General features: G+C 70.4%; 23 protein-coding genes and 1 pseudogene. 15 read left to right on the top strand and 9 right to left on the bottom strand.

From position 1 onward, the window contains the following. Position 1: 1 nt before the first annotated feature. The 3 genes from K3769_RS27810 to K3769_RS27800 all read right to left on the bottom strand — a co-directional run bounded on the left by K3769_RS27810 (position 2) and on the right by K3769_RS27800 (position 4,999). Positions 2-1,291 carry a citrate synthase gene (locus K3769_RS27810; RefSeq protein WP_267029012.1) on the bottom strand — a complete coding sequence of 430 codons (1,290 nt, stop codon included), beginning with the start codon at positions 1,289-1,291 and terminating at the stop codon, positions 2-4. A gap of 596 nt (positions 1,292-1,887) precedes the next feature. Next, positions 1,888-4,152 carry an SF1B family DNA helicase RecD2 gene (gene recD2 / locus K3769_RS27805; RefSeq protein ID WP_267029011.1) on the bottom strand — a complete coding sequence of 755 codons (2,265 nt, stop codon included), beginning with the start codon at positions 4,150-4,152 and terminating at the stop codon, positions 1,888-1,890. A gap of 49 nt (positions 4,153-4,201) precedes the next feature. Beyond that, positions 4,202-4,999, bottom strand: coding sequence for an SAM-dependent methyltransferase (locus K3769_RS27800; RefSeq protein ID WP_267029010.1), 798 nt, complete (start codon positions 4,997-4,999; stop codon positions 4,202-4,204). Positions 5,000-5,186: 187 nt separating this feature from the next. Here K3769_RS27800 and K3769_RS27795 point away from each other — a divergent pair, with 187 nt between their 5' ends. Beyond that, complete coding sequence (locus tag K3769_RS27795) at positions 5,187-5,855, top strand: Type 1 glutamine amidotransferase-like domain-containing protein (protein WP_267029009.1); 669 nt, start codon at positions 5,187-5,189, stop codon at positions 5,853-5,855. Here K3769_RS27795 and K3769_RS27790 read toward each other — a convergent pair. Further along, complete coding sequence (locus K3769_RS27790) at positions 5,768-6,535, bottom strand: ImmA/IrrE family metallo-endopeptidase (protein WP_267029008.1); 768 nt, start codon at positions 6,533-6,535, stop codon at positions 5,768-5,770. The two genes, K3769_RS27795 and K3769_RS27790, sit on opposite strands and share 88 nt — an antisense overlap. A 324-nt stretch (positions 6,536-6,859) precedes the next feature. Here K3769_RS27790 and K3769_RS27785 point away from each other — a divergent pair, with 324 nt between their 5' ends. The 6 genes from K3769_RS27785 to K3769_RS27760 all read left to right on the top strand — a co-directional run bounded on the left by K3769_RS27785 (position 6,860) and on the right by K3769_RS27760 (position 13,479). Beyond that, positions 6,860-7,909: a LacI family DNA-binding transcriptional regulator gene (locus K3769_RS27785; protein WP_267029007.1), complete on the top strand. Its 1,050-nt coding sequence runs from the start codon at positions 6,860-6,862 to the stop codon at positions 7,907-7,909. Next, positions 7,906-9,477 carry a sugar ABC transporter ATP-binding protein gene (locus K3769_RS27780; RefSeq protein ID WP_267029006.1) on the top strand — a complete coding sequence of 524 codons (1,572 nt, stop codon included), beginning with the start codon at positions 7,906-7,908 and terminating at the stop codon, positions 9,475-9,477. Before K3769_RS27785 ends, K3769_RS27780 begins: the two co-directional genes overlap by 4 nt. Continuing rightward, positions 9,467-11,446 carry an ABC transporter permease/substrate-binding protein gene (locus K3769_RS27775; protein WP_267029005.1) on the top strand — a complete coding sequence of 660 codons (1,980 nt, stop codon included), beginning with the start codon at positions 9,467-9,469 and terminating at the stop codon, positions 11,444-11,446. The genes K3769_RS27780 and K3769_RS27775 overlap by 11 nt, the downstream gene beginning before the upstream one ends. A 38-nt stretch (positions 11,447-11,484) precedes the next feature. Then, entirely contained in the window at positions 11,485-12,384 is a 900-nt protein-coding gene (locus tag K3769_RS27770) for a ribokinase (RefSeq protein ID WP_267029004.1), read from the top strand. Then, positions 12,381-12,773: a D-ribose pyranase gene (gene rbsD, locus K3769_RS27765; RefSeq protein ID WP_267029003.1), complete on the top strand. Its 393-nt coding sequence runs from the start codon at positions 12,381-12,383 to the stop codon at positions 12,771-12,773. The genes K3769_RS27770 and rbsD overlap by 4 nt, the downstream gene beginning before the upstream one ends. Before the next feature lie 166 nt (positions 12,774-12,939). After that, entirely contained in the window at positions 12,940-13,479 is a 540-nt protein-coding gene (locus K3769_RS27760; RefSeq protein ID WP_267029002.1) for an NUDIX hydrolase, read from the top strand. Between the two features lie 3 nt (positions 13,480-13,482). Here the strand turns inward: K3769_RS27760 and K3769_RS27755 are convergent, their stop codons facing one another. After that, entirely contained in the window at positions 13,483-14,793 is a 1,311-nt protein-coding gene (locus tag K3769_RS27755) for an NsdA family TPR-like regulatory protein (RefSeq protein WP_267029001.1), read from the bottom strand. A 183-nt stretch (positions 14,794-14,976) separates the two neighbouring features. Between K3769_RS27755 and K3769_RS27750 the strand changes: the two genes are divergently transcribed. The 5 genes from K3769_RS27750 (at position 14,977) to K3769_RS27730 (ending at position 17,979) form a co-directional block, all read left to right on the top strand. After that, the gene (locus tag K3769_RS27750) at positions 14,977-15,390 is read left to right on the top strand and encodes an ATP-binding protein (RefSeq protein ID WP_267029000.1); all 414 of its coding nucleotides are present in this window, start codon (positions 14,977-14,979) and stop codon (positions 15,388-15,390) included. Then, on the top strand, positions 15,378-16,490 hold the full coding sequence (locus K3769_RS27745; RefSeq protein ID WP_267028999.1) for a radical SAM protein: 1,113 nt from the start codon (positions 15,378-15,380) through the stop codon (positions 16,488-16,490). Before K3769_RS27750 ends, K3769_RS27745 begins: the two co-directional genes overlap by 13 nt. Positions 16,491-16,493: 3 nt before the next feature. After that, entirely contained in the window at positions 16,494-16,631 is a 138-nt protein-coding gene (locus K3769_RS27740; protein WP_267028998.1) for a hypothetical protein, read from the top strand. 79 nt (positions 16,632-16,710) lie between these two features. Then, on the top strand, positions 16,711-17,520 hold the full coding sequence (locus K3769_RS27735; protein ID WP_267028997.1) for an aminoglycoside phosphotransferase: 810 nt from the start codon (positions 16,711-16,713) through the stop codon (positions 17,518-17,520). A gap of 147 nt (positions 17,521-17,667) precedes the next feature. Then, positions 17,668-17,979, top strand: a complete 312-nt coding sequence (locus tag K3769_RS27730) for a hypothetical protein (protein ID WP_267028996.1) — start codon at positions 17,668-17,670, stop codon at positions 17,977-17,979. 63 nt (positions 17,980-18,042) lie between these two features. Here the strand turns inward: K3769_RS27730 and K3769_RS27725 are convergent, their stop codons facing one another. Genes K3769_RS27725 through K3769_RS27715 form a run of 3 tightly spaced genes read right to left on the bottom strand, consistent with a single transcriptional unit; the run spans position 18,043 to position 21,220 of the window. Further along, positions 18,043-18,840 carry a sugar phosphate isomerase/epimerase family protein gene (locus tag K3769_RS27725; RefSeq protein WP_267031576.1) on the bottom strand — a complete coding sequence of 266 codons (798 nt, stop codon included), beginning with the start codon at positions 18,838-18,840 and terminating at the stop codon, positions 18,043-18,045. Between the two features lie 53 nt (positions 18,841-18,893). Beyond that, positions 18,894-20,072 (bottom strand): dihydrodipicolinate synthase family protein, encoded by a 1,179-nt coding sequence (locus K3769_RS27720; protein ID WP_267028995.1) that lies wholly within the window; start codon positions 20,070-20,072, stop codon positions 18,894-18,896. Beyond that, positions 20,069-21,220: a Gfo/Idh/MocA family protein gene (locus K3769_RS27715; RefSeq protein WP_267028994.1), complete on the bottom strand. Its 1,152-nt coding sequence runs from the start codon at positions 21,218-21,220 to the stop codon at positions 20,069-20,071. The genes K3769_RS27720 and K3769_RS27715 overlap by 4 nt, the downstream gene beginning before the upstream one ends. A 355-nt stretch (positions 21,221-21,575) precedes the next feature. Here K3769_RS27715 and K3769_RS27710 point away from each other — a divergent pair. After that, positions 21,576-22,607, top strand: a pseudogene (locus tag K3769_RS27710) (LacI family DNA-binding transcriptional regulator); the annotation flags it as partial. 357 nt (positions 22,608-22,964) lie between these two features. Here K3769_RS27710 and K3769_RS27705 read toward each other — a convergent pair. Continuing rightward, positions 22,965-24,464 (bottom strand): oxidoreductase, encoded by a 1,500-nt coding sequence (locus tag K3769_RS27705; protein ID WP_267028992.1) that lies wholly within the window; start codon positions 24,462-24,464, stop codon positions 22,965-22,967. A 163-nt stretch (positions 24,465-24,627) separates the two neighbouring features. Between K3769_RS27705 and K3769_RS27700 the strand changes: the two genes are divergently transcribed. Together K3769_RS27700 and K3769_RS27695 are read left to right on the top strand one after the other, a co-directional pair. Next, positions 24,628-25,566: a bifunctional helix-turn-helix transcriptional regulator/GNAT family N-acetyltransferase gene (locus tag K3769_RS27700; RefSeq protein WP_267028991.1), complete on the top strand. Its 939-nt coding sequence runs from the start codon at positions 24,628-24,630 to the stop codon at positions 25,564-25,566. Between the two features lie 171 nt (positions 25,567-25,737). Next, entirely contained in the window at positions 25,738-26,565 is an 828-nt protein-coding gene (locus K3769_RS27695) for a sugar phosphate isomerase/epimerase family protein (protein ID WP_267028990.1), read from the top strand. Positions 26,566-26,945: the final 380 nt, after the last annotated feature.

Raw genomic sequence — 26,945 nt, 5'->3', positions numbered from 1 at the left:
CCTAGCGCTCCTCGACAGGGGTGAAGTCGCGCTCGACGACACCCGTGTAGATCTGGCGCGGACGCCCGATCCGGGAACCGGGCTCCTTGATCATCTCGTGCCACTGGGCGATCCAGCCCGGCAGCCGGCCGAGGGCGAACAGGACCGTGAACATCTCGGTAGGGAAGCCCATGGCCCGGTAGATCAGACCGGTGTAGAAGTCGACGTTCGGGTAGAGGTTGCGCGAGACGAAGTAGTCGTCGGAGAGCGCGTGCTCCTCCAGCTTGAGCGCGATGTCCAGCAGCTCGTCGGACTTGCCGAGGGCCGACAGGACGTCGTGCGCGGCAGCCTTGATGATCTTCGCGCGCGGGTCGAAGGACTTGTACACCCGGTGGCCGAAGCCCATCAGGCGGACGCCGTCCTCCTTGTTCTTCACCTTGCGGATGAAGGAGTCGACATCGCCGCCGTTGGCCTTGATGCCTTCGAGCATCTCCAGCACGGACTGGTTGGCGCCGCCGTGCAGCGGGCCCCAGAGAGCGCTGATGCCGGCGGAGATCGAGGCGAACATGTTCGCCTGCGACGAACCCACCAGACGCACGGTGGAGGTCGAACAGTTCTGCTCGTGGTCCGCGTGCAGGATGAGCAGCTTGTCCAGCGCGGAGACGACGACCGGGTCGAGCTCGTACTCCTGCGCCGGCACCGAGAACGTCATGCGCAGGAAGTTCTCGACGTAGCCGAGGTCGTTGCGCGGATAGACGAAGGGATGACCGATCGACTTCTTGTACGCGTACGCGGCGATCGTCGGAAGCTTCGCGAGGAGCCGGATCGTCGAGAGGTGGCGCTGCTCCTCGTCGAACGGGTTGTGGCTGTCCTGGTAGAACGTCGACAGCGCGGAGACCACCGAGGACAGCATGGCCATCGGGTGGGCGTCGCGGGGGAAGCCCTGGAAGAACCGCTTGACGTCCTCGTGCAGCAGGGTGTGCTGCGTGATCTCGTTCTGGAAGGTGGAGAGCTCGTCGACCGTGGGCAGCTCGCCGTTGATCAGCAGCGAGGCCACTTCGAGGAAGGTGGAGCTCTCGGCGAGCTGCTCGATCGGGTACCCGCGGTAGCGGAGGATGCCCTGCTCGCCGTCGAGATAGGTGATGGCGGATTTATAGGCGGCGGTGTTCCCGTAACCGCTGTCCAGCGTCACCAGACCGGTCTGGGCGCGGAGCTTCCCGATGTCGAAGCCCTTGTCGCCGACGGTGCTGTCGATCACCGGGTAGGTGTACTCGCCGTCGCCGTACCGCAGTACTACAGAGTTGTCGCTCACGTCATCCCTCACCGACGTTGTGCCTCTTCTTCGAGGTGCCCTGACTGTCTCTACCATCCCCCATTTGGCGCAGGAGAGTGCACTCGGGGTCGACCATTGGGCCTATTGGCGGCACTCAGTGCCGCCAACCTGTTCATCCTGCCCGCTTCCCCGCCCTTCCGAAAGTGCCGTGTGAGGTTTCCGACTCATTTGATCGATCATTTTTCCCGGTTGACCGGACGGCTCGCTCGGCCGGACGGCCCGAACGGCCGGACGGCCCGAACGGCCGGACGGGTCGGTCGGGTGCGGGCCGGTGCGGGTCGGTGCGGGTCGGTCAGGGCCGGTGGGGGCTGGTCGCGCAGTTCCCCGCGCCCCTAAAAGACTGCGCCGTTCCCCGCGCCCCTAAAAGACTGCGCCGTTCCCCGCGCCCCTAAAAGACTGCGCCGTTCCCCGCGCCCCTAAAAAGCGGGGCTGCGCCCCGGCTTTTGCCCCTTGAGGGGCGCGGGGAACTGCGCGGGCGACTCCCACCGGCCCGCACCAGGTATACGACCGCCGCCTCCACCCCCTAAGGGGCGCGGGGAACTGCGCGACCAGCCCCACCGGGGCCGCGGACAGGCTCACGCAGGGACGCGGGTGCCGGTTAGGCGGAAGGCCAGTGCCGTGCAGCGGCGGCCCGCGGACACCGTGCGGACCGCCTGCGCCAGCGCCTTCCGCGACCCCACCAGCACCACCAGCCTCTTCGCCCGCGTCACCGCCGTGTAGAGGAGGTTGCGCTGGAGCATCATCCACGCCCCGGTCGTCACCGGGATGACGACAGCGGGGTACTCACTCCCCTGCGAGCGGTGGATCGTCACCGCGTACGCGTGCGCCAGTTCGTCCAGCTCGTCGAACTCGTACGGCACCTCCTCGTCCTCGTCCGTCAGCACCGTCAGCCGCTGATCGTCGACGTTGAGGGACGTCACCACCCCCACCGTGCCGTTGAAGACGCCGTTCTCGCCCTTCTCGTAGTTGTTGCGGATCTGCGTGACCTTGTCGCCGACCCGGAAGACCCGCCCGCCGAACCGCTTCTCGGGGAGGTCGGGCCGGGCCGGGGTGACGGCCTGCTGGAGCAGGCCGTTGAGCGCGGCGGCCCCCGCGGGCCCCCGGTGCATCGGCGCCAGCACCTGCACATCACGCCGCGGATCGAGCCCGAACTTCGACGGGATGCGCCGCGCCGCCACATCCACCGTGAGCCGCCCCGCCTCCTCCGTGTCGTCCTCCACGAAGAGGAAGAAGTCCTTGAGCTTGTCGGTGAGCGGCTGCTGCCCCGCGTTGATCCGGTGGGCGTTCATGACCACACCCGACTGCTGGGCCTGCCGGAACACCCGGGTCAGACGGACGGCCGGCACGGGCCCGCCCTCCGCCAGCAGGTCGCGCAGCACCTCGCCGGCCCCGACACTCGGCAACTGGTCCACGTCCCCCACGAACAGCAGATGCGCCCCCGGAGGCACCGCCTTGACCAGCTTGTTGGCGAGCAGCAGGTCCAGCATCGACGCCTCGTCGACGACGACCAGGTCGGCGTCCAGCGGCCGGTCCCTGTCGTAGGCCGCGTCGCCCCCGGGCCGCAGTTCCAGCAGCCGGTGCACGGTCGAGGCCTCCGCCCCGGTCAGCTCGGCGAGCCGCTTGGCGGCCCGGCCGGTCGGTGCCGCGAGGACCACCTTCGCCTTCCTCGCCCGGGCCAGCTCCACGATCGAGCGGACCGTGAAGGACTTGCCGCAGCCGGGCCCGCCCGTGAGCACCGCGACCTTCTCGGTCAGGGCGAGCCGCACGGCCTGCTCCTGCTCGGGCGCCAGCTCCGTGCCCGTACGCCCCTTGAGCCAGGCCAGGGCCTTGTCCCAGGCCACGTCCCGGAACGCCGGCATCCGGTCCTCGTCGGTACGCAGGAGGCGCAGCAACTGGGCGGACAGCGACAGTTCGGCCCGGTGGAAGGGGACGAGGTAGACGGCCGTCACGGGCTCCCCGCCGTCCGGGCCCGGCACCCGCTCCCGTACGACGCCGGGGTCCTCGCCCTCCTCGGGCGGGGCCGCCAGTTCCGCGAGGCACTCGATGACGAGGCCGGTGTCCACCTGGAGCAGTTTCACCGCGTCAGCGATCAGGCGTTCCTCCGGGAGGAAGCAGTGGCCCTGGTCGCTGGACTGCGAAAGGGCGTACTGCAGACCGGCCTTCACCCGCTCCGGGCTGTCGTGCGGGATGCCCACGGACTGGGCGATCTTGTCGGCGGTGAGGAAGCCGATGCCCCAGACGTCGGACGCGAGGCGGTAGGGCTGGTTCTTGACGACCGAGATCGACGCGTCGCCGTACTTCTTGTAGATCCGCACCGCGATGGACGTGGACACCTCGACGGTCTGGAGGAAGAGCATGACCTCTTTGATCGCCTTCTGTTCCTCCCAGGCCTCGGCGATCTTCTTGGTGCGCTTGGGGCCGAGTCCCGGCACCTCGATGAGCCGCTTCGGCTCCTCCTCGATGATCTGGAGCGTGTCGAGGCCGAAGTGCGTGGTGATGCGGTCGGCGAAGACCGGGCCGATGCCCTTGACCAGGCCGGAGCCGAGGTAGCGGCGGATGCCCTGGACCGTCGCCGGGAGGACGGTCGTGTAGTTCTCCACGGTGAACTGCTTGCCGTACTGCTGATGGGAACCCCAGCGGCCCTCCATCCGCAGGGACTCCCCGACCTGGGCGCCGAGCAGCGCGCCGACGACGGTGAGCAGGTCACCGCCGCCGCGGCCGGTGTCGACGCGCGCGACCGTGTAGCCGTTCTCCTCGTTGGCGTACGTGATCCGCTCCAGCACGCCTTCGAGCACCGCGAGGTTCCGCTCCCCGCTCCCCGCCCCCACCTGATTGGCCATGATCCGACGCTACCGCCCCCCTCTGACACCGCGGAGCGGCACCGGCGGCTCAGCCCTGCTTGCGGGCCACGCCTCCGTAGAAGCCGATCTCGCCGGACCGGGCCGGCGGCTCGGTGTCGGGGCGCCAGAACGGGACCTGCGCCAGGCCGGGTTCGACCAGGTCGAAGCCGTCGAAGAAGCGCTCGATCTCGGCGCGGGACCGCAGGTTCAGCGTGGCGGTGGCCTTGCGGTAGACGGCCTGCGCGTCGGTGCGATCGGCGAAGTCGCCCGTGGCGTGCGAGAGGACCAGGAAGCTCCCGGGCGCCAGCGCGTCGCGCAGGGTGGCGACGATCTCCTCGGGCTCCTCCGCGTCGGTCAGGAAGTGCACGACGGCGACGAGGAGCAGGGCGACCGGTTCGTCGAAGTCGATGACCCGGCGGACGTCGGGGTGCTCCACGACGCCCCGCGGGTCGCGCAGGTCGGCGAGGACGATGCTGTTCGCGCCGGTGCCGTTGAGCAGCGCGTCGGCGTGGGACCGCACGATCGGGTCGTTGTCGACGTACGCGACCCGCACGTCCGGCGCCACCTCGTCGGCGGTTTCGTGCACGTTCGGCGAGGTGGGCAGCCCGGTGCCGATGTCGAGGATCTGGCGTACGCCGCTGCCGACGACGTACCGGACGGCACGCCGCATGAAGGCGCGGTTGGCCCGCACCCCGATCCGCACCTCGGGTGCGACGGCGGCCAGCGCGTCGCCGGCCTTCTCGTCCACCTCGTAGTGGTCCTTGCCGCCGAGCAGGTAGTCGTAGATCCGCGCGGGGTGTGGCCTGCTGGTGTCGACTTCACTGGCCCACAGACCGTCCTGGCTCACGCTACGCACTCCTCCCGACCACCACCGGACCCCTGCGCCACGGCGACTACCACCAGCTTTCCACACCAACTCCGCTGTTCGGTACCTCAGTTGACGGGGGAGGCCCGGTCGGTGCGGCCCCACCAGGGCGGCGCGGGTGCGTTCCGAGCTCGTTGCGCGCGCCCGTCCGCCATGTTTGGCTCGCCCGATGAACTTCTTGTTGACCGCGAGCGGTCTGTCCAACGAGACGCTGCGGGACGCGCTGCAGGACATGCTGGGAAAGCCGTTCGAGTCGGCGAACGTCGTGTACGTCCCCACGGCGTCGATGGCCGAGCCCGGGGACCACGGATGGATCCTCGCGGACATGAACCGGGTGCACGGCCTCGGCTGGCGGGAGTTCGACGTCCTGGAACTGAACGGCCTGCCCCGGCAGCTGGTGCTCGACCGGCTGCTCCACGCGGACGTCATCCACGTCGGGGGCGGCAGCCACTACCACCTCGCGCGCAGCATCACCGGCAACGGCCTGGCCGACGGGTTCCTGAAAGCGCTGGAGGACCGGGTCTACGTGGGATTCAGCGCCGGGTCGATGATGTTCAGCCGCCACCTCACCGAGCACTCCGCCGACGTCATCGGGGACACCGCCGACCTCCATGTGCTCGGCGCGACGACGGTGGAGCCGCCGTTCGGCCTCTTCGACTGGTACCTCAAACCCCACCTGTACTCACCGGACTTCCCCGAGCGGGACGACGCCTGGGCCGACCGCATCGTCGAGCGGGCGGACTTCCCGATCTACTTCCTCGACGACGAGACGGCCGTCCGCGTGAGGGACGGCGAGGTGGACGTCGTCTCCGAAGGGCGCTGGCGGTTCCACCCGTGACATGACCCGCGTCGGTCGCCGCCCCACGGGGCGACCGGGCGGAGTTGGCCCAGCCGGGCGCTCAGCGCGCTGGGCGAGACCTTGAACGCCACGACCAGCTCGGAGAACGCCTCGGCGGTGAGCCGGCCGTGTCCGTCCGCCACCTGGCGGAACCGGTCACGGATCTCGGGCGCGGACATCAGCGGGTTGGCGGCGAAGACGTTGGCCCGTACCTCGGTGAGATCCTTCTGCCGTCCCGGGGCGACATGTGACTCGACGACGAGCTCCTGGGCGTCGCGGGCCAGGATGTGGCCCAGTTCGTGAGCCAGGGTGAACCTCTGCCGGGTCCATGTCTCCGTCGGCCCGATGAGAACGAGCCGGAACGCGTCCGTCTGCCAGGTGAGCCCGTCCACGGCGGCAGGAAGACACGTGACCGCGACGTCCACGCCGAACATCCGCGTACCGGCCGTGATCAGCACGTCGGTCTCCAGACCGGCCACCGTCCGATGGCCTTCCGCCGCGGTGAGCACGCCGACGGCGTCCTCGGCCAACTGCCTTCCCTGGTCCACGAAACGCTTGGTGTCCGGACGCACCGAGGGCATCGGCGGCAGTTCGGGCGGCCTGCCCAGCAGCTCCAGCACCTCGTACGCCGCCGCGAAACGGTCCGCGGCATCGCTGACGCGGCCCCGCCGGGGCGTCACTCCGGCAGTGGTCCGGGCCGCGAACGCCGGACACAGCGGCTCGCGCCTCGGCCTGGGTCACGGAGGCCGCCTCCATCACTCTGCGGACACGGGTGATTACAGACTCGGACACGCACTCGCCGTAACCGCGCCTTGCGAATATCGCAACGCCCCGACCGAAGCATCCGCAGGACACCTCCCCCGGCCCCCTCCATCACGATCCGGTCTCACCCCTTGCCCCACCCCCGTGTAATCGATTCCAATCGCTTCAGCAACACGCATGTAATCGTTTCCACACGTGATTCACGCATGACTCAAGATGATCCACAAGGAGGTGGAGCGTCGATGGCGAGCATCAAGGATGTCGCCGCCCAGGCAGGTGTCTCCGTCGCCACGGTGTCGCGGGTTCTGAACGACCACCCGTCCGTCAGCGCGGACGCCCGCGCCCGTGTGCTGGCCGCCGTCGACGCCCTGGGCTACCGCCCGAACGCCGTCGCCCGCTCCCTGCGCACCGACCAGACCCACACCCTCGGCCTGGTCATCAGCGACGTGCTGAACCCGTACTTCACCGAGCTGGCGCGCTCCGTCGAGGAGGCGGCCCGCGCCCTCGGCTACAGCGTCATCATCGGCAACGCCGACGAGCGGCCCGACCTCCAGGACCACCACGTCCGTACGCTCCTCGACCGCCGTATCGACGGCCTGCTCGTGTCCCCCACGGACGGCGGCTCCCCGCTGATGCTGGACGCCGCCCGGTCGGGGACGCCGATGGTCTTCGTCGACCGGTGGATACCGGGCGTGGACGTGCCCGTCGTCCGGGCCGACGGGCGGAGCGCCGTGCGCGATCTCGTCGCCCACCTGCACGGCCTCGGCCACCGCCGGCTCGCGATCATCGCGGGCCCGGCCGCCACCACCACCGGCAGCGAGCGCGTCGACGCCTTCCGGGACGCCCTGCGCGCGTACGGGCTGCCGCTCCCCGACGCCTACATCGGGCAGGGCGACTTCCAGGCCGCCAGCGGACGGCGCGCCACCGAGGAGTTCCTCGACCTGGCCGAGCCGCCCGAGGTCGTCTTCGCGGCCGACAACCTGATGGCGCTGGGCGCCCTGGACGCCGTACGGGCGCGTGGCCTGCGCGTGCCCGACGACCTCGCGCTCGCCGCCTTCGACGACATCCCGTGGTTCGTGCACACCGATCCGCCGGTCACGGCGATCGCCCAGCCGACCCCCGAGCTGGGCCGCGCCGCCGTACGCGCCGTCGTCGACCGCATCGAGGGAAGGCCCCCGCAGTCGGTGACCCTCTCCGCCACCCTCGTCGTCCGCCGCTCCTGCGGTGAACCGCCCGCCCCGCCCGCCCCGAACACCTCCGAAGCGAACGTCACTCAAAGGAGCAGCCCGTGAGCAGCAGCCCGGACGAGTTGCTGCGTATCGAAGGGATACGCAAGACCTTCCCCGGTGTGGTCGCGCTCGACAGTGTCGACTTCGACCTGCGCCGCGGCGAGGTGCACGTACTGCTCGGTGAGAACGGCGCCGGCAAGAGCACCCTCATCAAGATGCTGTCCGGCGCCTACCGGCCCGACGCCGGGAAGATCGTGGTCGACGGCGAGAAGGTCCGCATCCACGGCGCGCAGGACGCCGCGCGCCTCGGCATCGCGACCATCTACCAGGAGTTCAACCTGGTCCCCGATCTCACCGTCGCCGAGAACATCTTCCTGGGCCGCCAGCCGCGCCGCCTCGGGATGATCGACCGGAAGAGGATGGAGGCCGACGCCGCCGTGCTCCTGGAGCGGGTGGGCGTCGAGGTGTCGCCCCGCGCGCGGGTGCGCGAACTGGGCATCGCCCGGCTCCAGATGGTCGAGATCGCCAAGGCGCTGAGCCTGGACGCGCGCGTCCTGATCATGGACGAGCCGACCGCGGTGCTCACCTCCACCGAGGTCGACAAGCTCTTCCGGATCGTGCGCACGCTGCGCGAGGACGGTGTGGGCGTCGTCTTCATCACGCACCACCTGGAGGAGATCGCCGCGCTCGGCGACCGCGTCACGGTCATCCGGGACGGCCGGAGCGTCGGCCAGGTGCCCGCGTCCACGCCCGAGGACGAGCTGGTACGCCTCATGGTGGGCCGCTCCATCGAGCTGCAGTATCCGCGCGAGCGGCCGGACGGCGGCGACCCCCACGAAGCTGCGCTGCTCACCGTCGACGGGCTCACCCGCGACGGTGTCTTCCACGACATCAGCTTCGAGGTGCGCGCCGGTGAAGTGGTCGGTGTCGCCGGCCTCGTGGGAGCCGGACGGACCGAGGTCGTACGAGCCGTCTTCGGCGCCGACCCCTACGACAAGGGCTCGGTGGCCGTCGCGGGCAACCCGCTTCCCCGCCACGACGTCAACGCGGCGATGACCGCCGGGATCGGGCTCGTCCCCGAGGACCGCAAGGGCCAGGGACTGCTGCTGGACGCCTCCGTGGAGGAGAACCTCGGGCTGGTCACCCTGCGGGCGGCCACCCGCGGCGGCCTGGTCGACCTCAAGGGGCAGCGGACGGCCGCCGCGAAGGTCGCCGAGCAGTTGGGCGTACGGATGGCCGGGCTCGGCCAGCACGTGCGCACGCTCTCCGGCGGCAACCAGCAGAAGGTCGTCATCGGCAAGTGGCTGCTCGCCGACACCCGGGTGCTGATCCTCGACGAGCCGACCCGCGGTATCGACGTGGGCGCCAAGGTCGAGATCTACCAGCTCATCAACGCGCTCACGGCCGCGGGCCACGCCGTCCTGATGATCTCCAGCGATCTGCCCGAGGTGCTCGGCATGAGCGACCGGGTGCTGGTGATGGCCCAGGGCCGGATCGCCGGCGAACTCTCCGCCGACGAGGCGACCCAGGACTCCGTGATGGCCCTGGCAGTCAGCACCCCCACCAACTCCGTCACCCCCGTTACCCCCGTTACCCCTGTTACCGCTGTGGAGGACCCCCGTGGCCACTGACACGCTCAAGAGCACATCGGGCGCGAGTGGCGCTCCCGGCGGTAGTGCGCCGGGCGGCCTGCGCCGGCTCCTGCTCGACAACGGCGCGCTCACCGCGCTCATCATCCTCGTCATCGCGATGTCGGCCCTGTCCGGCGACTTCCTGACGACGGACAACCTGCTCAACATCGGTGTCCAGGCGGCCGTGACCGCCATCCTCGCCTTCGGTGTGACCTTCGTGATCGTCTCGGCGGGCATCGACCTGTCGGTCGGTTCCGTCGCCGCGCTGTCGGCCACGGTCCTCGCCTGGACGGCGACCTCGGAGGGCGTACCGGTCTGGATCGCGGTGATCCTCGCCATCGCCACCGGCATAGCGTGCGGACTGGTCAACGGCGTCCTGATCTCGTACGGGAAACTGCCGCCGTTCATCGCGACGCTCGCCATGCTGTCGGTGGGCCGCGGGCTGTCCCTGGTGATCTCGCAGGGCTCCCCGATCGCCTTCCCCGACTCGGTCTCCCACCTGGGCGACACGCTCGGCGGCTGGCTGCCGGTCCCGGTCCTCGTGATGATCGTGCTGGGCCTGGTCACGGCCGTGATCCTCGGGCGTACGTACATCGGGCGCTCCATGTACGCAATCGGCGGCAACGAGGAGGCGGCGCGCCTCTCCGGGCTGCGGGTGAAGCGGCAGAAGCTGGTCATCTACGCGCTGTCGGGGCTCTTCGCCGCCGCCGCGGGCATCGTGCTCGCCTCCCGGCTGTCCTCCGCGCAGCCGCAGGCCGCACAGGGTTACGAGCTGGACGCGATCGCCGCGGTCGTCATCGGCGGCGCCTCCCTCGCGGGTGGTACGGGCAAGGCGTCCGGGACGCTGATCGGCGCGCTGATCCTCGCGGTGCTGCGCAACGGCCTCAACCTCCTGTCCGTGTCGGCGTTCTGGCAGCAGGTCGTCATCGGCGTGGTCATCGCGCTGGCGGTGCTGCTCGACACCGTGCGCCGCAAGGCCGGGGCGACCCCGGTGACGTCCGGTGCCGGGGGCGCGGCGGGCCTGAGGGGCAAGGGCCCGCAGGCGCTCAAGTACGGGCTCGCCGTCGTCCTCGTGGCGGCGGTCGTCGGTGGGCTGAGCATCTTCAACAACGGCTCGTCGTCCTCCGAGAAGCCGAAGGTCGGCCTGTCCCTCTCCACCCTGAACAACCCCTTCTTCGTACAGATCAAGGCGGGTGCGCAGGCCGAGGCGGAGAAGCTCGGCGCCGATCTGACCGTCACCGACGCGCAGAACGACGCCTCGCAGCAGGCCAACCAGCTGCAGAACTTCACCAGCGAGGGCGTCGACTCGATCATCGTCAACCCGGTGGACTCGGACGCGGCGGGCCCCTCGGTGCGCTCCGCGAACAAGTCCGACATCCCCGTCGTCGGTGTCGACCGTGGCGTCAACAAGGCGAAGACGGCCGCGCTCGTGGCCTCGGACAACGTCGAAGGCGGACAGCTCGGTGCCAAGGCGCTGGCCGAGAAGCTGGGCGGCAAGGGCAAGATCGTGATTCTGCAGGGTCTGGCCGGTACGTCCGCGAGCCGTGAGCGCGGCGCGGGCTTCGAGGAGGGCCTCAAGGCCTACCCGGACATCAAGGTGGTCGCCAGGCAGCCCGCCGACTTCGACCGTACGAAGGGGCTCGACGTGATGACGAACCTGCTCCAGGCTCATCCGGACGTCCAGGGCGTCTTCGCCGAGAACGACGAGATGGCGCTCGGCGCGATCAAGGCGCTCGGCTCCAAGGCGGGGAAGTCGGTCCAGGTCATCGGCTTCGACGGCACACCGGACGGGCTGAAGGCCGTCGCGGACGGCACGATGTACGCCTCCGTGGCCCAGCAGCCGAAGGAGCTCGGCAGGATCGCGGTGGAGAACGCGCTGCGGGCGGCCGACGGCAAGAAGACCGAGCGGACGGTCAAGGTCCCGGTGAAGGTGGTCACGTCGAAGAACGTGGCCGACTTCACCGGCTGACCCGGCCTCCGTATCGCGCACTCCTAGGGAGAGAGTCCATGTTCGAGTACGACCTGCTGGTCGTCGGGTCGGCCAACGCCGATCTGGTCGTCGCCGTCGAGCGGCGGCCGGGCGCCGGGGAGACCGTGCTCGGCTCCGACCTGGCCCTGCACCCGGGCGGCAAGGGCGCCAACCAGGCCGTCGCCGCCGCCCGGCTCGGGGCGCGTACGGCGCTCCTCGCCCGGGTGGGCGACGACGCGCACGGCCGGCTGCTGCTCGACTCGCAGCGGGCGGCGGGGGTCGACACGTCCGGGGTCCTCGTGGGTGGCGCGCCGACCGGGGTCGCGCTGATCACGGTGGACCCGTCCGGCGACAACAGCATCGTGGTGTCGCCGGGCGCGAACGGCCGCCTCACCCCGGACGACATCCGGGCGGCATCCGCCCTGATCACGGCCTCCCGCGTGGTCTCGACGCAACTGGAGATCCCGCTGGAGACGGTCGAGGAACTGGTACGGGGTCTGCGCCCCGGCACCCGCTTCGTACTGAACCCGTCCCCGCCGCAGGAGTTGCCCGCGGCCGTCCTCGCCGTCTGCGACCCGCTGATCGTGAACGAGCACGAGGCGCGGGTGGTGCTCGGCGCGGACGCGGGCACGACGCCCGAGGAGTGGGCGGGCGCGCTGCTCGCGCTCGGCCCGCGCTCGGTGGTCGTCACCCTGGGCGACGAGGGCGCGTTGGTCGCCGACGCCTCGGGCACCGCCCGGGTCCCGGCCGTGAAGGTGACCGCCGTGGACACGACCGGTGCGGGCGACTCCTTCACGGCGGCGCTGGCGTGGCGGCTGGGCGCGGGCGGGTCGCTCACGGCCTCGGCGGCGTACGCGGCCCGCGTGGGCGCCGTCGCCGTCACCCGTCAGGGCGCGCAGGCGTCCTTCCCCACCGCCGAAGAGGTCGCCGCCGTATGAAGAGGACCGGAATACTGAACCGCCACCTCGCGGGCGCGACAGCCGAACTGGGCCACGGCGACGGCGTACTGATCTGCGACGCGGGCATGCCGATCCCGGCCGGCCCGCGGGTCGTGGACCTGGCGTTCCGCGCCGGGGTGCCGTCCTTCCAGGAGGTCCTGGAGGGGCTGCTGGAGGAGCTGGTGGTGGAGGGCGCGACGGCGGCGACGGAGATCCGCGGGGCGAACCCGGCGGCCTCCGCCCTGCTGGACGGGCACTTCGGGGCCACGCTGGCCCACGTCCCGCACGAGGAGCTGAAGTCGCTCTCGGCCGGCGCCCGCCTGATCGTACGAACCGGCGAGGCCCGCCCGTACGCGAACGTGCTGCTGCGCTGCGGGGTGTTCTTCTAGGAGCCTTCCAGGGCCGTAGCTGCGCGTAGGTCCATAGGGTGACAGCTGCGGACGCTCGCACTGAAGTGTCTCCCTCGCCGGCGTCGGGGATGATGCCCGACCCGACGGACGAATTCTCGTCAGAGTGACATGCTGGATGCCTCACTGGAACAAGGGAGTTGAGCTCATGCAGTGGACCGTCCATGGCGAGCGGCAGATCTACGACAACCCGTGGGTGAACCTGTGGCTCGTGGACGTGCAACAGCCTGACGGCCGGCGGTGGGAACACCATGTGGTCCGAATGCGCCACCTTGCCGTAGCGGTCGTGGTCGACGATCAGAAGCGCGTGCTCATGATGTGGCGGCACCGGTTCATCACCGACACCTGGGGCTGGGAGCTTCCGATGGGTCTGATCGAGGCCGAAGAGACCCCTGAGCAGGCCGCCGCTCGCGAGGTGGAAGAGGAGACCGGCTGGCGGGTGGAGAGCGTCAAGCCGCTGGTCTACGCGCAACCCGCCAACGGCATCACGGATTCCGAGCACTTCGTCTTCCGCGCTGAGGCCGCCTCGTATGCGGGCCCGCCGACCGAGGTGAACGAGTCCGACCGGATCGAGTGGATCCCGATCTCTCAGCTCCGAGGCATGATCGACCGCCGTGAGGTTGTCAGCAGCGGCAGTCTCGTCGGCCTGCTGTATCTGCTGCTGGACGAGGCGACCGGCAGCGCGTAGGGGTCAACCGAGGGCATCGCGCATACGTTGTTCGAAAGCGAGGACCGGAGCCTCGCGTGCGTAGGGCAACATCCGGCGGTGCAGTTCCTGGACGTGGCCGCTCACCCGTGGCGAGTCAATGGCTGCGGTGAGGTCGAGGGCGAGGCCGGCGTTGGCGCATGCCTCATCGAGTTTGCTCAACTGGAGTTGGGCGCTGGCCAGCCAAAAGGCATGGAAGGCGCGGCCTCGCCGCTGGTCGGCATTCTCTCGACGCAGGCCCTCAGCGATGAGGGGTTCTGCGCGGGCTGATTCGCCGAGGCGCGCGTAGGCGATGCCGGTATCGACGAGGAGCTTCGTCTCGTCGAAGTAGTGGACCCAGACAGGTGCTTCAACTTCGTGTCCACGCGAGCGTTCGTACTGGACACGGGAGCGATCCACGGCATGGTGGCAAGCCTGGGCGTCTCGGAGGATGGCGTGGGCGAACGCCTCGCGCAAGTGCAGCATCGACATGACGAGCGGCTGTTCACCGGCGGCGCGGGCCGCATCCTGGGCACGGCATGCAAGGGCCACGGCATCGTTCGGATTGCCGTCATAAGTGGCCAACAGACTCATGCAGGACAGCACATTTGCCATGAACAGCCTGTCGCCCTGCGTGTGGGAGAGTTTGAGCGCCTCGGTGAAGTACGTGCGCGCGGTGCTGTACTGGCGAGCGTCGAAGTACGCCCAGCCGGAGAGCCGTGCCAGCTCGGCTGCGATCCCTTGAAGGTCGTGACGTAAGCCGGCCTCGGCAGAGTCGAGGAGGCGGCTGACATAGCGCAGGTGCCCCACGACGGCCGGTCGCAGAGTCGCGCCACCGTGCGCGTTGTCCCGCCGCCAGTAGTCCTGTACCGAGGAGCGCAGGGCCGTAAGGGTGGAACGGGTGGCACGGCCGTCGACCAGCGCGAGAAGGTCGTCCAGTTCGCCCCTCGAACCGATGCGTTGAGGTTCGTCCGATACCACAGGACGGGGCTCGGGCAGCCTCTCCCCGATGCGAGGCGGGACAGGAATCTCCCAGGGCCGGTGAGCCAGGCCGAGCATCGCACCGGGGATGCCCAGGCCGTCGGCGACTCGTTCGATCACGTCGATGTGCGCCAAGCCGCGCCGTCCCGCCATGATCTCGCCGACTCTGCTCGGCGTCATGCCGCACAGTGCGGCGATCCGTGACGGGTAGATCCCGGCCTTGCCTTTGACCAGCCGGAAGATACGGGCGAAGTCCCGGCCGCGACAGGCTTCCTGCCATTCCGCGCTGGCCAGCAGTTCGGCGGGCAGCGCCCGGTGAGCCTGCGAGCGTGCCACTCATCCTCCTCACTCGCCCGTCCAGGCGGTCCGGCTCGGTACCAACTGATGACGACATTAACCACGTTGGGTAATCAGTGTGACCTGATTCCGTGATCACCGCAGCGGTGCACTTGTGTCCCACAGCCCGCCCGTGACGAGGGGACGCGATGCACGCTAAGACGACACTCCGACACTGCTCCGTTGCGATGGCAGACGCAGTTCAGCCCCCTACGCAAGTGCGTACCTTTGGCCCGCAGCCTCGTCTCCCAGACGCTCGCGAGCTGGGGATACGCCCAGGAGGACATCGCGCGGGTGGTCCTCGTCTGCGGAGAGCTCTCCGCCAATGCCGTCGAGCACGGCGGCAGGCCAGGACATCTCTTCGAAGTTCGGCTGACTGTTGACGGCCCGAGCTGCCTGGTCGAGGTCTCCGATGCCGACCGAACCCCGCCCCGCCGCATCAAGGCCGGAGAAGACGACGAAGGCGGCCGTGGCCTCCTTCTCGTCGACCGGCTCTCCGCGGAGACCGGCCACCACGACCGCCACCCGATCGGCAAGACCGTCTGGGCCCGCCTGATCCTCGACAGCCCGAATGAGGAGTCCGTATGCACGAGCTGATCGCAGCCCCGTACCTCGACCACCACCTTCTCGTACGGCCGGGCAGTCCCAAGGCAGCACGCCTTGCTGTTCACAGGTACGAGGAACTGCGCACCACATCGAGCACCTCGACAGCACCCACCTGGCTGGCCGACGTGGCCCGCCGGGTCTGGGAAATCGATCTGGCCCACCGCCGTATCGATGAGACCGTGCTGGTCCGCGCCCGCTCCCCCTACGGATACGGACGCGCCTCGTACGAGTTGAACCTCGGCTGCAACTACGACTGCGAGCACTGCTACCTCGGTCTGAAGCAGTTCGCCGGCCTGGGCTGGCCGGATCGTGAGCGCCTGTTGCACGCCATCCGGGACTCCGGGGTTCTCTGGCTCCAGCTCACGGGCGGTGAGCCAATGATCGACAAGCTGTTCCCCGAGACGTACCGACTCGCGCACGAGCTGGGCATGATGGTCGAGATCCTTACCAACGGCTCGCGCCTCGCCGCAGCGAAGAACCTCGCCCTGCTGACCCGCCGGAGGCCGAACCGGATCACACTCAGCCTGTACGGGGCCACCGCGGAGTCCTACGACGGGCTGACTCGGCGTCGGGGCGCGTACCGCATGTTCGTCAGAGGACTGGACGCGGCCCAGGAAGCCGGATTGCCTCTCGACCTGGCTCTGATCATCACGCGGCACAACGCACATGAAGCCGACCTGATGCGCGGTTTCGCCGATCGCCATGGGCTGCCGTACCGCGAGTACACCCATATGTCGCCGACCATCTACGGCGGCGCAGAAACCCTTGCCGCCCAGGCCCCGGACCACCTCGCGGATCGAGATCCCTTCAACGGCTGCAACGCCGGCCACACCTTCTTCCACGTCGACCCACACGGCATGGTCTCCATCTGCAAGGTCGGCCGCGACGAGGCGATCCCCCTCATGACCACGGGAGTCGAGGGACTGAGCCGCCTCGGCGGCATCGCCGACTCCCTGATGCTTCGCACCGGTGGCTGCACCGGCTGCCGGCTGTCCGGCACCTGCCGGGTCTGCCGGCCGCTGGCCAAGGTCTACCAGGAGGCGAAGGCACCACTGGACAGGTACTGCCAACACGCGACAACAAGGAGCTGAACCATGACCGCAACAGCAGTGGAGATCACCCCCATCCACCCAGTGTCCGAGCCCGATGAGGAGATCATCCTTATCGAAGACCTGGACGCCTTCGCGGCGGACACCACGCCCGGCTGCGGGGACGACAACCCGTACAACTGACCGCCCGGCCGGAGGGCTTCTGGCAGCACCTCGTGCCGGAAGCCCTCTGCCTGCGCGTACATCTGAAAGCCTGACGACCATGCCCGCGCCCCCCATCACCTTCGACGGTCTCCCTCTCGGCATGCGCACCGCCATCGAGGCAGAGACCGGTCAGATCCTCAAGGTCGACAACGTCAGCACCGGTTTCAACAGCTCACTCTCCGCACTCGCGCACACCACCGGCGGAGTCGTCTTCCTCAAGGGCCTGCGCACCGACCACCGCTGGGTCTGGACGCAACGACGCGAGGCGGACATCAACCCGTACGTGACCCCGCTCGCCCCGCGCCTGCTCTTCCACGTCATCGCCGACGGCTGGGACGTCCTCGGTTTCGAGACCATCCACGGGCATCACGCCGACTACTCCCCGGGCTCCCCCGACTTGCCCAAGGTCTCGGACGCACTCCAGGAACTGGCCGCCCTGCCCTGTCCGGACGTCGAACTGCGCCATGCCGAACAACGCCTGGCCGCCCATGTCGACCACCCCGGTGACGCGGACGTCTTTCGAGGCGACGCACTGCTCCACACCGACTGGAACAACCACAATGTCCTTGTCACCGACAACCGCGCCCACCTCGTCGACTGGGGCTGGGCCACCCGTGGCGCGGCCTGGCTCGACCCCGCTCACTGGATCATCTGGCTCGTTGCGGCAGGTCACACACCGGCCGCCGCCGAAGCGCTGGCCGCGCGTCTCCCCGCCTGGGCATCAGCGCCCCCACAAGCCGTGGACACTTTCGCCCTGGCCAGCGCCGGCCTCTGGGCCGACATCGCAGGAACCGCCCCGGACGACTGGACACGGAGTCTGCTCGCTGCCGCACGGCTGTGGCAACGACACCGGCACGACCGCGCCTGACCGGCTCGACCCTGCAAGCTGCCGGGGGCTGCCGGAAAGCCCGTGCCAGTCGTCGAGTGGGCTACGGGGTCGGCGGGTACCCGTGGAGGTGTCGTGATCGGCGGCCGGGGCCGATCTGGTCGCTCGCGGACACCCGAAGGAGAAACCGTGGAGCTCCTTCGTCTCACCGCCCGGAAGAAAACCGACTTCTGGCCCACCGGCGCCGTGATGATCGTCGTCCTCACCGTGATCTCGGCGGGGATAGGTATCTGGCGGATCCGCAACGAGAAGAAGGGCATCGGTGGTCCGGGCAAGTGGAGGACATATTTCGAGGGGCCCGGTCCGTCGACCGGGCCCCTCGGTCCCCTCCCCCAGATCAGAACCCCCGCGATCCCCCCGGATCCCCCTCCAAAGGTTCTGATGCCAGGTACGACCCGCGAGGTGGGGAGAGGGTTGCACGGTTGCTTGAGATTTTTTTGAGCTTTTTTCGAGGCGGGGCGGGTACCGCCGTCGAGTGGGGGCGGGGGCCCGTGTCCGGGCTGATCAGGCCGTGTGTTCCGTGAAGCGTGCGGCCGTCTCCGCGAGGACCTCTCGGCCGTTCCTGGCCCACAGGCCGTCGTTGAAGAGTTCTACTTCGATGGGGCCCGTGTAGCCCGCCGCCTCGACGTACGCCTTCCACTCGCGCATGTCGATCGAGCCGTCGCCGAGCTGGCCGCGGCCGTTGAGGACGCCCTCGGGGAGCGGGGTCGTCCAGTCGGCGAGCTGGAAGGTGTGGATGCGGCCGGCGGCGCCCGCGCGGGCGATCTGCTCGGGGGCCCGGTCGTCCCACCAGATGTGGTACGTGTCGACCGTGACGCCGACCTGGTGCGCGGGGAAGCGTTCCGCGAGGTCCAGGGCCTGGGTGAGCGTGGAGACCACGCAGCGGTCGGCGGCGTACATCGGGTGGAGCGGTTCGATGGCGAGTCGTACGCCGCGCTCCTCTGCGTACGGGCCCAGTTCACCCAGTGCGTCCGCGATCCGTTCCCGGGCGCCGTGCAGGTCCTTGGAGCCCGCCGGGAGGCCGCCCGAGACCAGGACGAGCGTGTCCGTACCCAGGGTGGCCGCCTCGTCGATCGCCAGGCGGTTGTCGTCCAGCGCCTCCGCCCGCTCGGCCGGGCCGATCGCCGTGAGGAAGCCGCCGCGGCAGAGGGTGGTGACCGTGAGGCCCGCGTCACGGACCAGCTTGGCCGTCGCGGCCAGGCCGTACGTCTGGACGGGGGCCCGCCACAGGCCCACCGCCGGGACGCCCAGCGCCACGCACGCGTCCACCAGTTCCGGCATGGACAGCTGCTTGACCGTCATCTGGTTGATGCTGAAGCGGGAGAGGTCCGCCGCGGCCGGCAGGGTGCTCGGGGTCACTGGTTCACTCCGTAGAGGGAGAGCAGGGTCTTCATGCGGGCCTCCGCGAGCGCCGGGTCGGGGAACAGGCCCAGGCCGTCGGCGAGTTCGTACGCCCGGGACAGGTGGGGCAGCGAGCGGGCCGACTGGAGGCCGCCGACCATCGTGAAGTGGGACTGGTGGCCCGCGAGCCAGGCCAGGAACACCACGCCCGTCTTGTAGAAGCGGGTGGGGGCCTGGAAGAGGTGGCGGGAGAGTTCGACCGTGGGGTCGAGGAGCGAGCGGAAGCCGTGTACGTCACCCGTGTCCAGGGTCCGTACAGCCTCTGCGGCGAGCGGGCCCAGCGGGTCGAAGATGCCGAGCAGGGCGTGGCTGAAGCCCTGGTCGTCGCCCGCGATCAGCTCGGGGTAGTTGAAGTCGTCGCCGGTGTAGCAGCGCACCCCGTCGGGGAGCTTGCGGCGCAGGTCGATCTCGCGCTGCGCGTCCAGCAGGGAGACCTTGATGCCGTCGACCTTGTCGGGGTGGGCGGCGATGACCTCAAGGAAGGTGCCGGTGGCGGCGTCCAGGTCGGTGCTGCCCCAGTAGCCGTCGAGAGCCGGGTCGAACATCGGGCCCAGCCAGTGCAGGACCACCGGTTCGGCGGCCTGGCGCAGCAGGTGGCCGTAGACCTCCAGATAGTCCTCGGGGCCCTTGGCAACGGCGGCCAGCGCGCGGGAGGCCATCAGGATGGCCTGCGAGCCGGACTCCTCGACGAGGGCCAGCTGCTCCTCGTACGCGGCCCGTACGTCGTCCAGCCCGTACGAGCCGTACGGGTCCGCGGTCCCGGTGGCCGGCAGCTGGTCGGTGCCCACGCCGCAGGCGATCAGGCCGCCGACCGCCTTCGCCTCGGCCGACGAGCGGCGGATCAGCTCGGCCGCGCCCGCCCAGTCGAGGCCCATGCCGCGCTGAGCGGTGTCCATGGCCTCGGCGACGCCCAGTCCGTGGGACCACAGATGGCGGCGGAAGGCGAGGGTGGCGTCCCAGTCGACGGCGGCGGGCGAGTCGGGTGAGACGTCCGCGTACGGGTCGGCGACCACGTGGGCCGCCGAGAAGACCGTACGGGCGGCGAAGGGGGCGCCGGTGGTGACGGGGAGGGGGTCGGGGCGGGGGGTGTAGGTGTGCGACCTGCCGTCGGCGCCCGGGAGTTCGATGGTCACAGGGAGATCTCCGGGACGTCGAAGCGGCGGCCTTCGGCGGAGGACCTCAGGCCCAGCTCGGCGAGCTGGACGCCGCGGGCGCCGGCCAGGAGGTCCCAGTGGTAGGGGGCGTCGGCGTAGACGTGGCGGAGGAACAGCTCCCACTGGGCCTTGAAGCCGTTGTCGAACTCGGCGTTGTCGGGCACCTCCTGCCACTGGTCGCGGAAGACCTCGGTGGCGGGGATGTCCGGGTTCCAGACCGGCTTGGGGGTCGCCGAGCGGTGCTGGACGCGGCAGTTGCGCAGTCCGGCGACGGCCGAGCCCTCGGTGCCGTCGACCTGGAACTCGACGAGTTCGTCGCGGTTGACGCGGACCGCCCAGGAGGAGTTGATCTGGGCGATCGCGCCGCCGTCGAGTTCGAAGATGCCGTACGCCGCGTCGTCGGCGGTGGCGTCGTAGGGCTTGTCGCCCTCGTCCCAGCGCTGCGGGACGTGGGTGGCGGTGAGCGCCTGGACCGACTTCACGCGGCCGAACAGTTCGTGCAGCACGTACTCCCAGTGCGGGAACATGTCGACGACGATGCCGCCGCCGTCCTCGGCCCGGTAGTTCCACGAGGGGCGCTGGGCGGGCTGCCAGTCGCCCTCGAAGACCCAGTAGCCGAACTCGCCGCGGATGGACAGGACACGGCCGAAGAAGCCGCCGTCGATGAGGCGCTTGAGCTTGAGCAGTCCGGGGAGGAAGAGCTTGTCCTGGACGACGCCGTGCTTGATGCCGGCGTCGTTCGCCAGGCGGGCCAGGGCGAGGGCGCCGTCGAGGCCGGTGGCGGTCGGCTTCTCCGTGTAGAGGTGCTTGCCGGCCGCGATCGCCTTCTTGAGTGCCTCCTCGCGGGCCGAGGTGACCTGGGCGTCGAAGTAGATGTCGACGGTCGGGTCGGCGAGGACGGCGTCCAGGTCGGTGGACCAGTGCTCGATGCCGTGCTGGTCGGCGAGCGCCTTCAGGGCGTGCTCGCGGCGCCCCACGAGGACCGGTTCGGGCCAGAGCACGTCACCGTCGCCGAGGTCGAGGCCGCCCTGTTCGCGCAGGGCGAGGATCGAGCGGACGAGGTGCTGGCGGTAGCCCATGCGTCCCGTCACGCCGTTCATGGCGATGCGCACCGTCTTGCGTGTCACGTCATTCCCTCCGTACGCGTCCCGCGCCGCGTACGAACTGGCGAGCGTCGCAGCAAGCGCTTTCTATGTAAGAAGAAGCTAGCCTCTGTGCAGCGGATCGGACAAGACCGCGGGGGTGGCGAGTTGTTCGAGGGGGCGAACAGGGCGGGCTCGTGGCCGTAGGGTCAGCACGAGCCTGAACCCGGGGGCGGGGCCGGGGCCGTGTGGGCCGTGCCGCCCCCTGGCCGTGAGGTCTGCGTCACTCGGGGCGCGGGAGCGGCGCCGACGGCGAAGCGGTCCGGCGGTGGAGTGGGACGGCGCCGCGGTGGTGCGGCTCTGAGGACGATGACGAGATGCGCGACCGGAGGACTTCGAGATGACGGTGACCCTGGCGGACGTGGCGGCCCGCGCGCAGGTCTCGCCCGCGACGGTGTCGCGCGTGCTGAACGGCAACTACCCCGTGGCGGCCTCCACCCGTGAACGGGTGCTGCGGGCCGTGGACGACCTGGACTACGTGCTCAACGGCCCCGCCAGCGCGCTCGCGGCGGCCACCTCCGACCTGGTCGGGATCCTGGTCAACGACATCGCCGACCCGTTCTTCGGGATCATGGCGGGGGCGATCCAGTCCGAGATCGGGGGGCCCGGGGGACGGGCGGGCGGGGAGCGGCTCGCCGTCGTGTGCAACACCGGCGGCTCTCCGGAGCGCGAACTCACCTACCTCACGCTGCTTCAGCGGCAGCGTGCGGCGGCGGTCGTACTGACCGGTGGGGCCGTGGAGAACACCGCGCACGCGACGGCCGTGGCGACGAAGCTGCGCAAGCTCGGTGAGGCGGGGACGCGGGTGGTGCTGTGCGGGCGGCCTCCCGCGCCGGCGGACACCGACTCGGTGGCGCTCACCTTCGACAACCGGGGTGGCGGAAAGCTGCTCACCGAGCATCTGATCGGGCTCGGGCACCGGCGGATGGGGTACATCGCGGGGCCGGAGGAACGGACGACCACGCGTCATCGGCTGGAGGGGCACCGGGACGCGCTCGCCGCGCACGGCATCGCGGATGATCCCGGGTGGACGGTGCACGGGCGGTACGACCGGCGGGCGGGGTACGAGGCGACGCTCGAACTCCTGCGCCGTGAACCGGGCTTGACTGCTGTCGTGGCCGCGAACGACACGGTGGCGCTGGGTGCTTGTGCGGCGTTGCGGGACTCCGGGTTGCGGATTCCGGACGATGTGTCCGTGGTCGGGTTCGACGACCTGCCGTTCAGCATCGACGCGGTGCCGGCGTTGACGACGGTGCGGTTGCCGTTGGCCGACGCGGGGGCGCGGGCGGGGCGGATCGCCATGGGGCGGGAGGGGGTTCCGCCCGGGGGGATCGCGGTGATTCGGGGGGAGTTGATGGTGCGGGGTCCGTCGGCGGGCCGAGGGAGTCTTGAGGGGCTGGGGGCTTGGGGTGGGGGTGCTTTTCGGGTGCGGGTAGGTGGGGGTGTTGCGCCGTTCCCCGCGCCCCTGGGTGGGTTGGGGGCGGCCGCGCTTTTCCGCTGCGGCCCGGTGAAGGCTGAGTGCGCTTGTCCCCGCGCCCCTGGGTGAGTGGCGGGCAGCTCCTGGCTTTCCACTGCGGCCCAGTGGAAGTTGAGCGCGCAGTTCCCCGCGCCCCTGGGTGAGGGCGGGCAGCCCTGCTTTCCGCTGCCGCCCAGTCGAGGCTGAGTGCGCCGTTCCCCGCGCCCCTTGGGGAGTGGGGGGCGGGCGGGTTTAGTCGGGGCTGTTGGGGGGTCAGGTTTTGTTTAGGGAGCGGGTTATGCCTGCTACCACTGCCGTTGTCAGTAGCCAGCCCGCCGCGATCAGCGCGTACGAGAGGCCCATGACGGCCGGGTCCTTCCAGTGCCAGGAGCCGCGTTGGCCGAATCCGCCGATCGGGATCAGCAGGTCCAGCGTGTAGGCCAGGGCACTGAACGGCGGCCCCTCGCCCTCCTTGTTCGGTGTGGGCGTGTGGGCCCGGAAGACCAGCGTCCCGATCAGCGACAGCAGGATCAGCCAGCCGCCTGCCCGCCAGGGGCGGTAGCCGTAGCCGACCGTGGCGTCGAAGACGCGGCCCCAGAGCCGGGCGAAGGGGTGGAGCGTGCCGCGCCGGTGCCGCTGCTTCTCCAGCAGCACGAGGCGGGCGTCGTCGTCGTGACCGATGAGGCGGTACCAGCCGGCGAGCTGCTCGTACGGCTGCGGGCTGTAGCCGGGCGAGCGGCGCAGCCACGCGACCCTGCGGGCCGCCCCGACGCGTTCGCCGGGTCCGGCGGGCGGCGCGTCGTCCGCGTGCAGGGACGCGTAGACGAGCCCCTCCAGTCGCACACGCGCCGTCCGGCAGGTCTCGTTGTCGCGCAGGACCTCGACGCGAGCGCTGCGCAGGTCGATGCCGCCGGGCGGGGCGACCGCGGGCGTGAGGTCGAGCTCGGCCACCTGCAGCCGGGCGAGGTCCAGCGCGGCGCCCGCCTCGCCGAGGGCCGCGCCCCGCACCGACAGCCGGTTCGTGATGTGCGCCCCGCGCAACCGCACGGCAGCGGTGGCGCTGAACCCGTCGGTCAGCTCCAGCGTCTTCACGGTGGCGGTGTCGGCGAGCAGCGCCTCACCCTCCGGGTTCTCCAACCGCGCCCCGCCCAGGAACAGCCCGCCGGACAGCTGGGCCCCCAGCAGCCGGAACCCTCCCCTCGCGGTGAGCCCGCGGCAGAAGACCGCCCCCTCCGCGACGAGCCCGCCGGCGAACAGCGCCCACTTGCCCTCGGCCTCCAACGTCGCCCCGTTCAGGACCAGTTCTCCGGAGACATGGGCGTTGGTGAGCGCGATCCGGCCGCCCCGCAGGGTCGTTCCGCGCAGGTCGAGGCGGCCTTCGATACGGGCCATCTGCGCATTGATGTCCAGGACGCGGCAGTTCCTCAGCCGGATCGTCCGGGTGGCGCTGCCGCGCACGTTCACGGTCTCCTCCAGCCTGCACGACGCGAGGTGGACCGTGTGGGCGATGTCGCCGCCCTCCAGGTCGAGGCTGCCGACGATCCGCGCGCCGGTGAGGTTCAGTGCCGCGACGGCTCCCGGCCGGACCTGGTTCGCCCCCAGCAGCAGGGCCGTCAGGACCTCGGCCCGGACCGTGCGCCCGGAGCCCCACGCGCTTTCGCCGACGGCGTCGTCCTCCTCCAGGACCCCGCTGCGCAGGTCCACGAGCCGGCCCTCGGGAAAGGCATCCCAGACGGCACGTTCCACGGGCGTCAGATCGTCGTACTGCAGCACCTCGGAAGGCTATCCGGGCCGTCGCGCAGGAAACCGCCAAGGGGCCTGGTCGAGAATCGCCCGCAGCAGGCATAATCCCTGACTAAGTCAGCAATCTCGCAATGCCCTCGCCGTCACCGTCACCGTCACCGTCGCCGTCACCGCGAGACAGGGGTCATGTGTCATGACCGTTCCGGAGATCCGCGCCTTCAACCGCTTCTACACCAACCTCATCGGCGCGCTGGACTACAGCCGTCGGCTCCACGCCCCGTACACGCTCACGGAGTCCCGCGTGCTGTACGAGCTGGCCCACTCCCCCCGTACGGACACCGCCGACCTCCGTACCGAACTCTCCCTCGACTCCGGCTATCTGAGCCGGCTGCTGACGAAGTTCGAGAAGGACGGGCTCATCGAGCGGACGCCTTCGGAGAAGGACACCCGGCGCCGCAGCGTCACCCTCACGGCGCGCGGGCGGGAGACCGCCGACCTGCTGGACGAGCGCTCGCGGGACTCGGTCGGCTCGCTGCTCTCGACCGTGCCGCCCGAGGACCGGGCCCGGCTCACCGGGGCGATGCGGGACATCCGCGAGATCCTCTCGGACGCGCGACTCCGGCCTCCGCGCCGCGAGGACGTCCTGCTGCGCGAGCCCCGGCCGGGCGACCTCGGCTGGATCGTGCAGCGCAACGCGGCGCTCTACACCGCCGAGCACGGCTGGAACACGGACTACGAAGGGCTGGTCGCCCGGATCGTCGCCGACTTCGCCGAGGACCACGACCCGCACCTGGAGCGGGTGTGGATCGCGGAGGTGGACGGCCGTCAGGTCGGCAGCGTGATGTGCGTACGCGACGAGGCACCCGGCACCGCCCGGCTGCGCCTGCTGCTCGTCGAGCCGGACGCGCGCGGCCTCGGCATCGGCGACCGGCTGGTGAGCGCCTGTGTCGGGTTCGCCCGGGGGGTCGGCTACCGGGAGATGGTCCTGTGGACGAACGACGTCCTGACCTCCGCGCGCCGCATCTACCTGCGGCACGGTTTCGTCCTCGTCGACGAGAAGCCGCACCGCTCCTTCGGCGCCGATCTCGTCGGCCAGGACTGGCGGCTGGACCTGCTCGGAACACAGGAGTGACACGGAAGTGAGAGAACGCGAGCGGCGGGTAGGGTCCGTTTCGTGGCGCACCGTCCCGGGCGCGTTCGGGGCTCCCGGCACCGCCGGCACTCCGGCCGGAACGACCCGCGGACACACCCGCGCCCGTAGTCCTGACTCGCCCGCCTCGATCGACAGCGAAGGTGCGATTTCGTGAAACTGGCCTTCTCCACCCTCGGTGTACCCGGACTCCCGATCAGCGACGTGGTGCGACTCGCCGCCTCCCACGGCTATCACGGCGTCGAGTTGCGTACGCATCCCGAGGAGCCCGTGCACACCGGCCTCGACCTCACCGCGCGGGCCGAGGTGGCCGCCGAGTTCAAGACGGCGGGCGTCGAGATCCTGGGCCTGGCGGGGTACGCGCGGGTGGCGGCGCCGGGCGACGACGAGCCCGTGCTCGCCGAGATCCGCGATCTCCTGCTCCTCGCGCGGGACTTGGGCGCGCCCTTCATCCGGGTCTTCCCCGGCGGCGACTCCGGTCCCACGACGCCCGGACAGGACCCCGGGCAGAGCGCCGAGGAGGCCGACGCGACGGCCGCCCGGCGGCTGGGCACGGCGGCCGAGTACGCGGCCGACCTCGGTGTACGGATCCTGCTGGAGACCCACGACTCGCACCGCACCGGCGCCGACGCGATCCGCGTCCTCGGGCCCGTCGGGCACCGTCAGGCGGGGGCGCTCTGGGACGTCATGCACACGTGGCTCGGTGGGGAGCAGCCGTCGGCGAGCTTTGCGGCGCTGTCGCCGTTCCTCGGCTATGTCCAGGTCAAGGACATCGCGTCGGCGGACGACACGACTCCGCTGGCGCTCGGGGCGGGGGTCCTTCCGCTCACCGAGTGCGTCGATGTGCTCTCCCGCGAGGGATGGGACGGCTGGCTGTGCTGGGAGTACGAGAAGCGCTGGTACGAATCGGCCGCCCCCCTGGAGGGACTGCTGTCGGCGGGCCACAACTACCTCTCCCAACTCCTGAACGAGGCGGCATAACCCACACCCCCCCGCAATTTCACCCCCGGCCCCCCTTCCAGGGGCGCGGGGAACGGCGCAGTCTTTTAGGGGCGCGAGAAACGGCGCAACCCTCCGGGGACACGGCGAACGACCCACCCCCTCAGGGGCGCGGGGAACGGCGCAATCTTTTAGGGGCGCGAGAAACGGCGCAACCCTCCGGGGACACGGCGAACGACCCACCCCCTCAGGGGCGCGGGGAACGGCGCAATCTTTTAGGGGCGCGGGGAACGGCGCAACCCTCCGGGGCACGGGCACGGGCACGGGCACGGGCACGGGCGCACGGCGCGGGCCCTGCGGGTCGGCCGAACCGCAAGCCCCCGGGGGCCACGCCACGCACTCCCGCCCTCCCCCGTCCCGAC

The organism is Streptomyces ortus, from assembly GCF_026341275.1.
Taxonomy (GTDB): Bacteria; Actinomycetota; Actinomycetes; order Streptomycetales; family Streptomycetaceae; genus Streptomyces; species Streptomyces ortus.
This window is presented reverse-complemented; position numbering and strand designations above follow the sequence as displayed.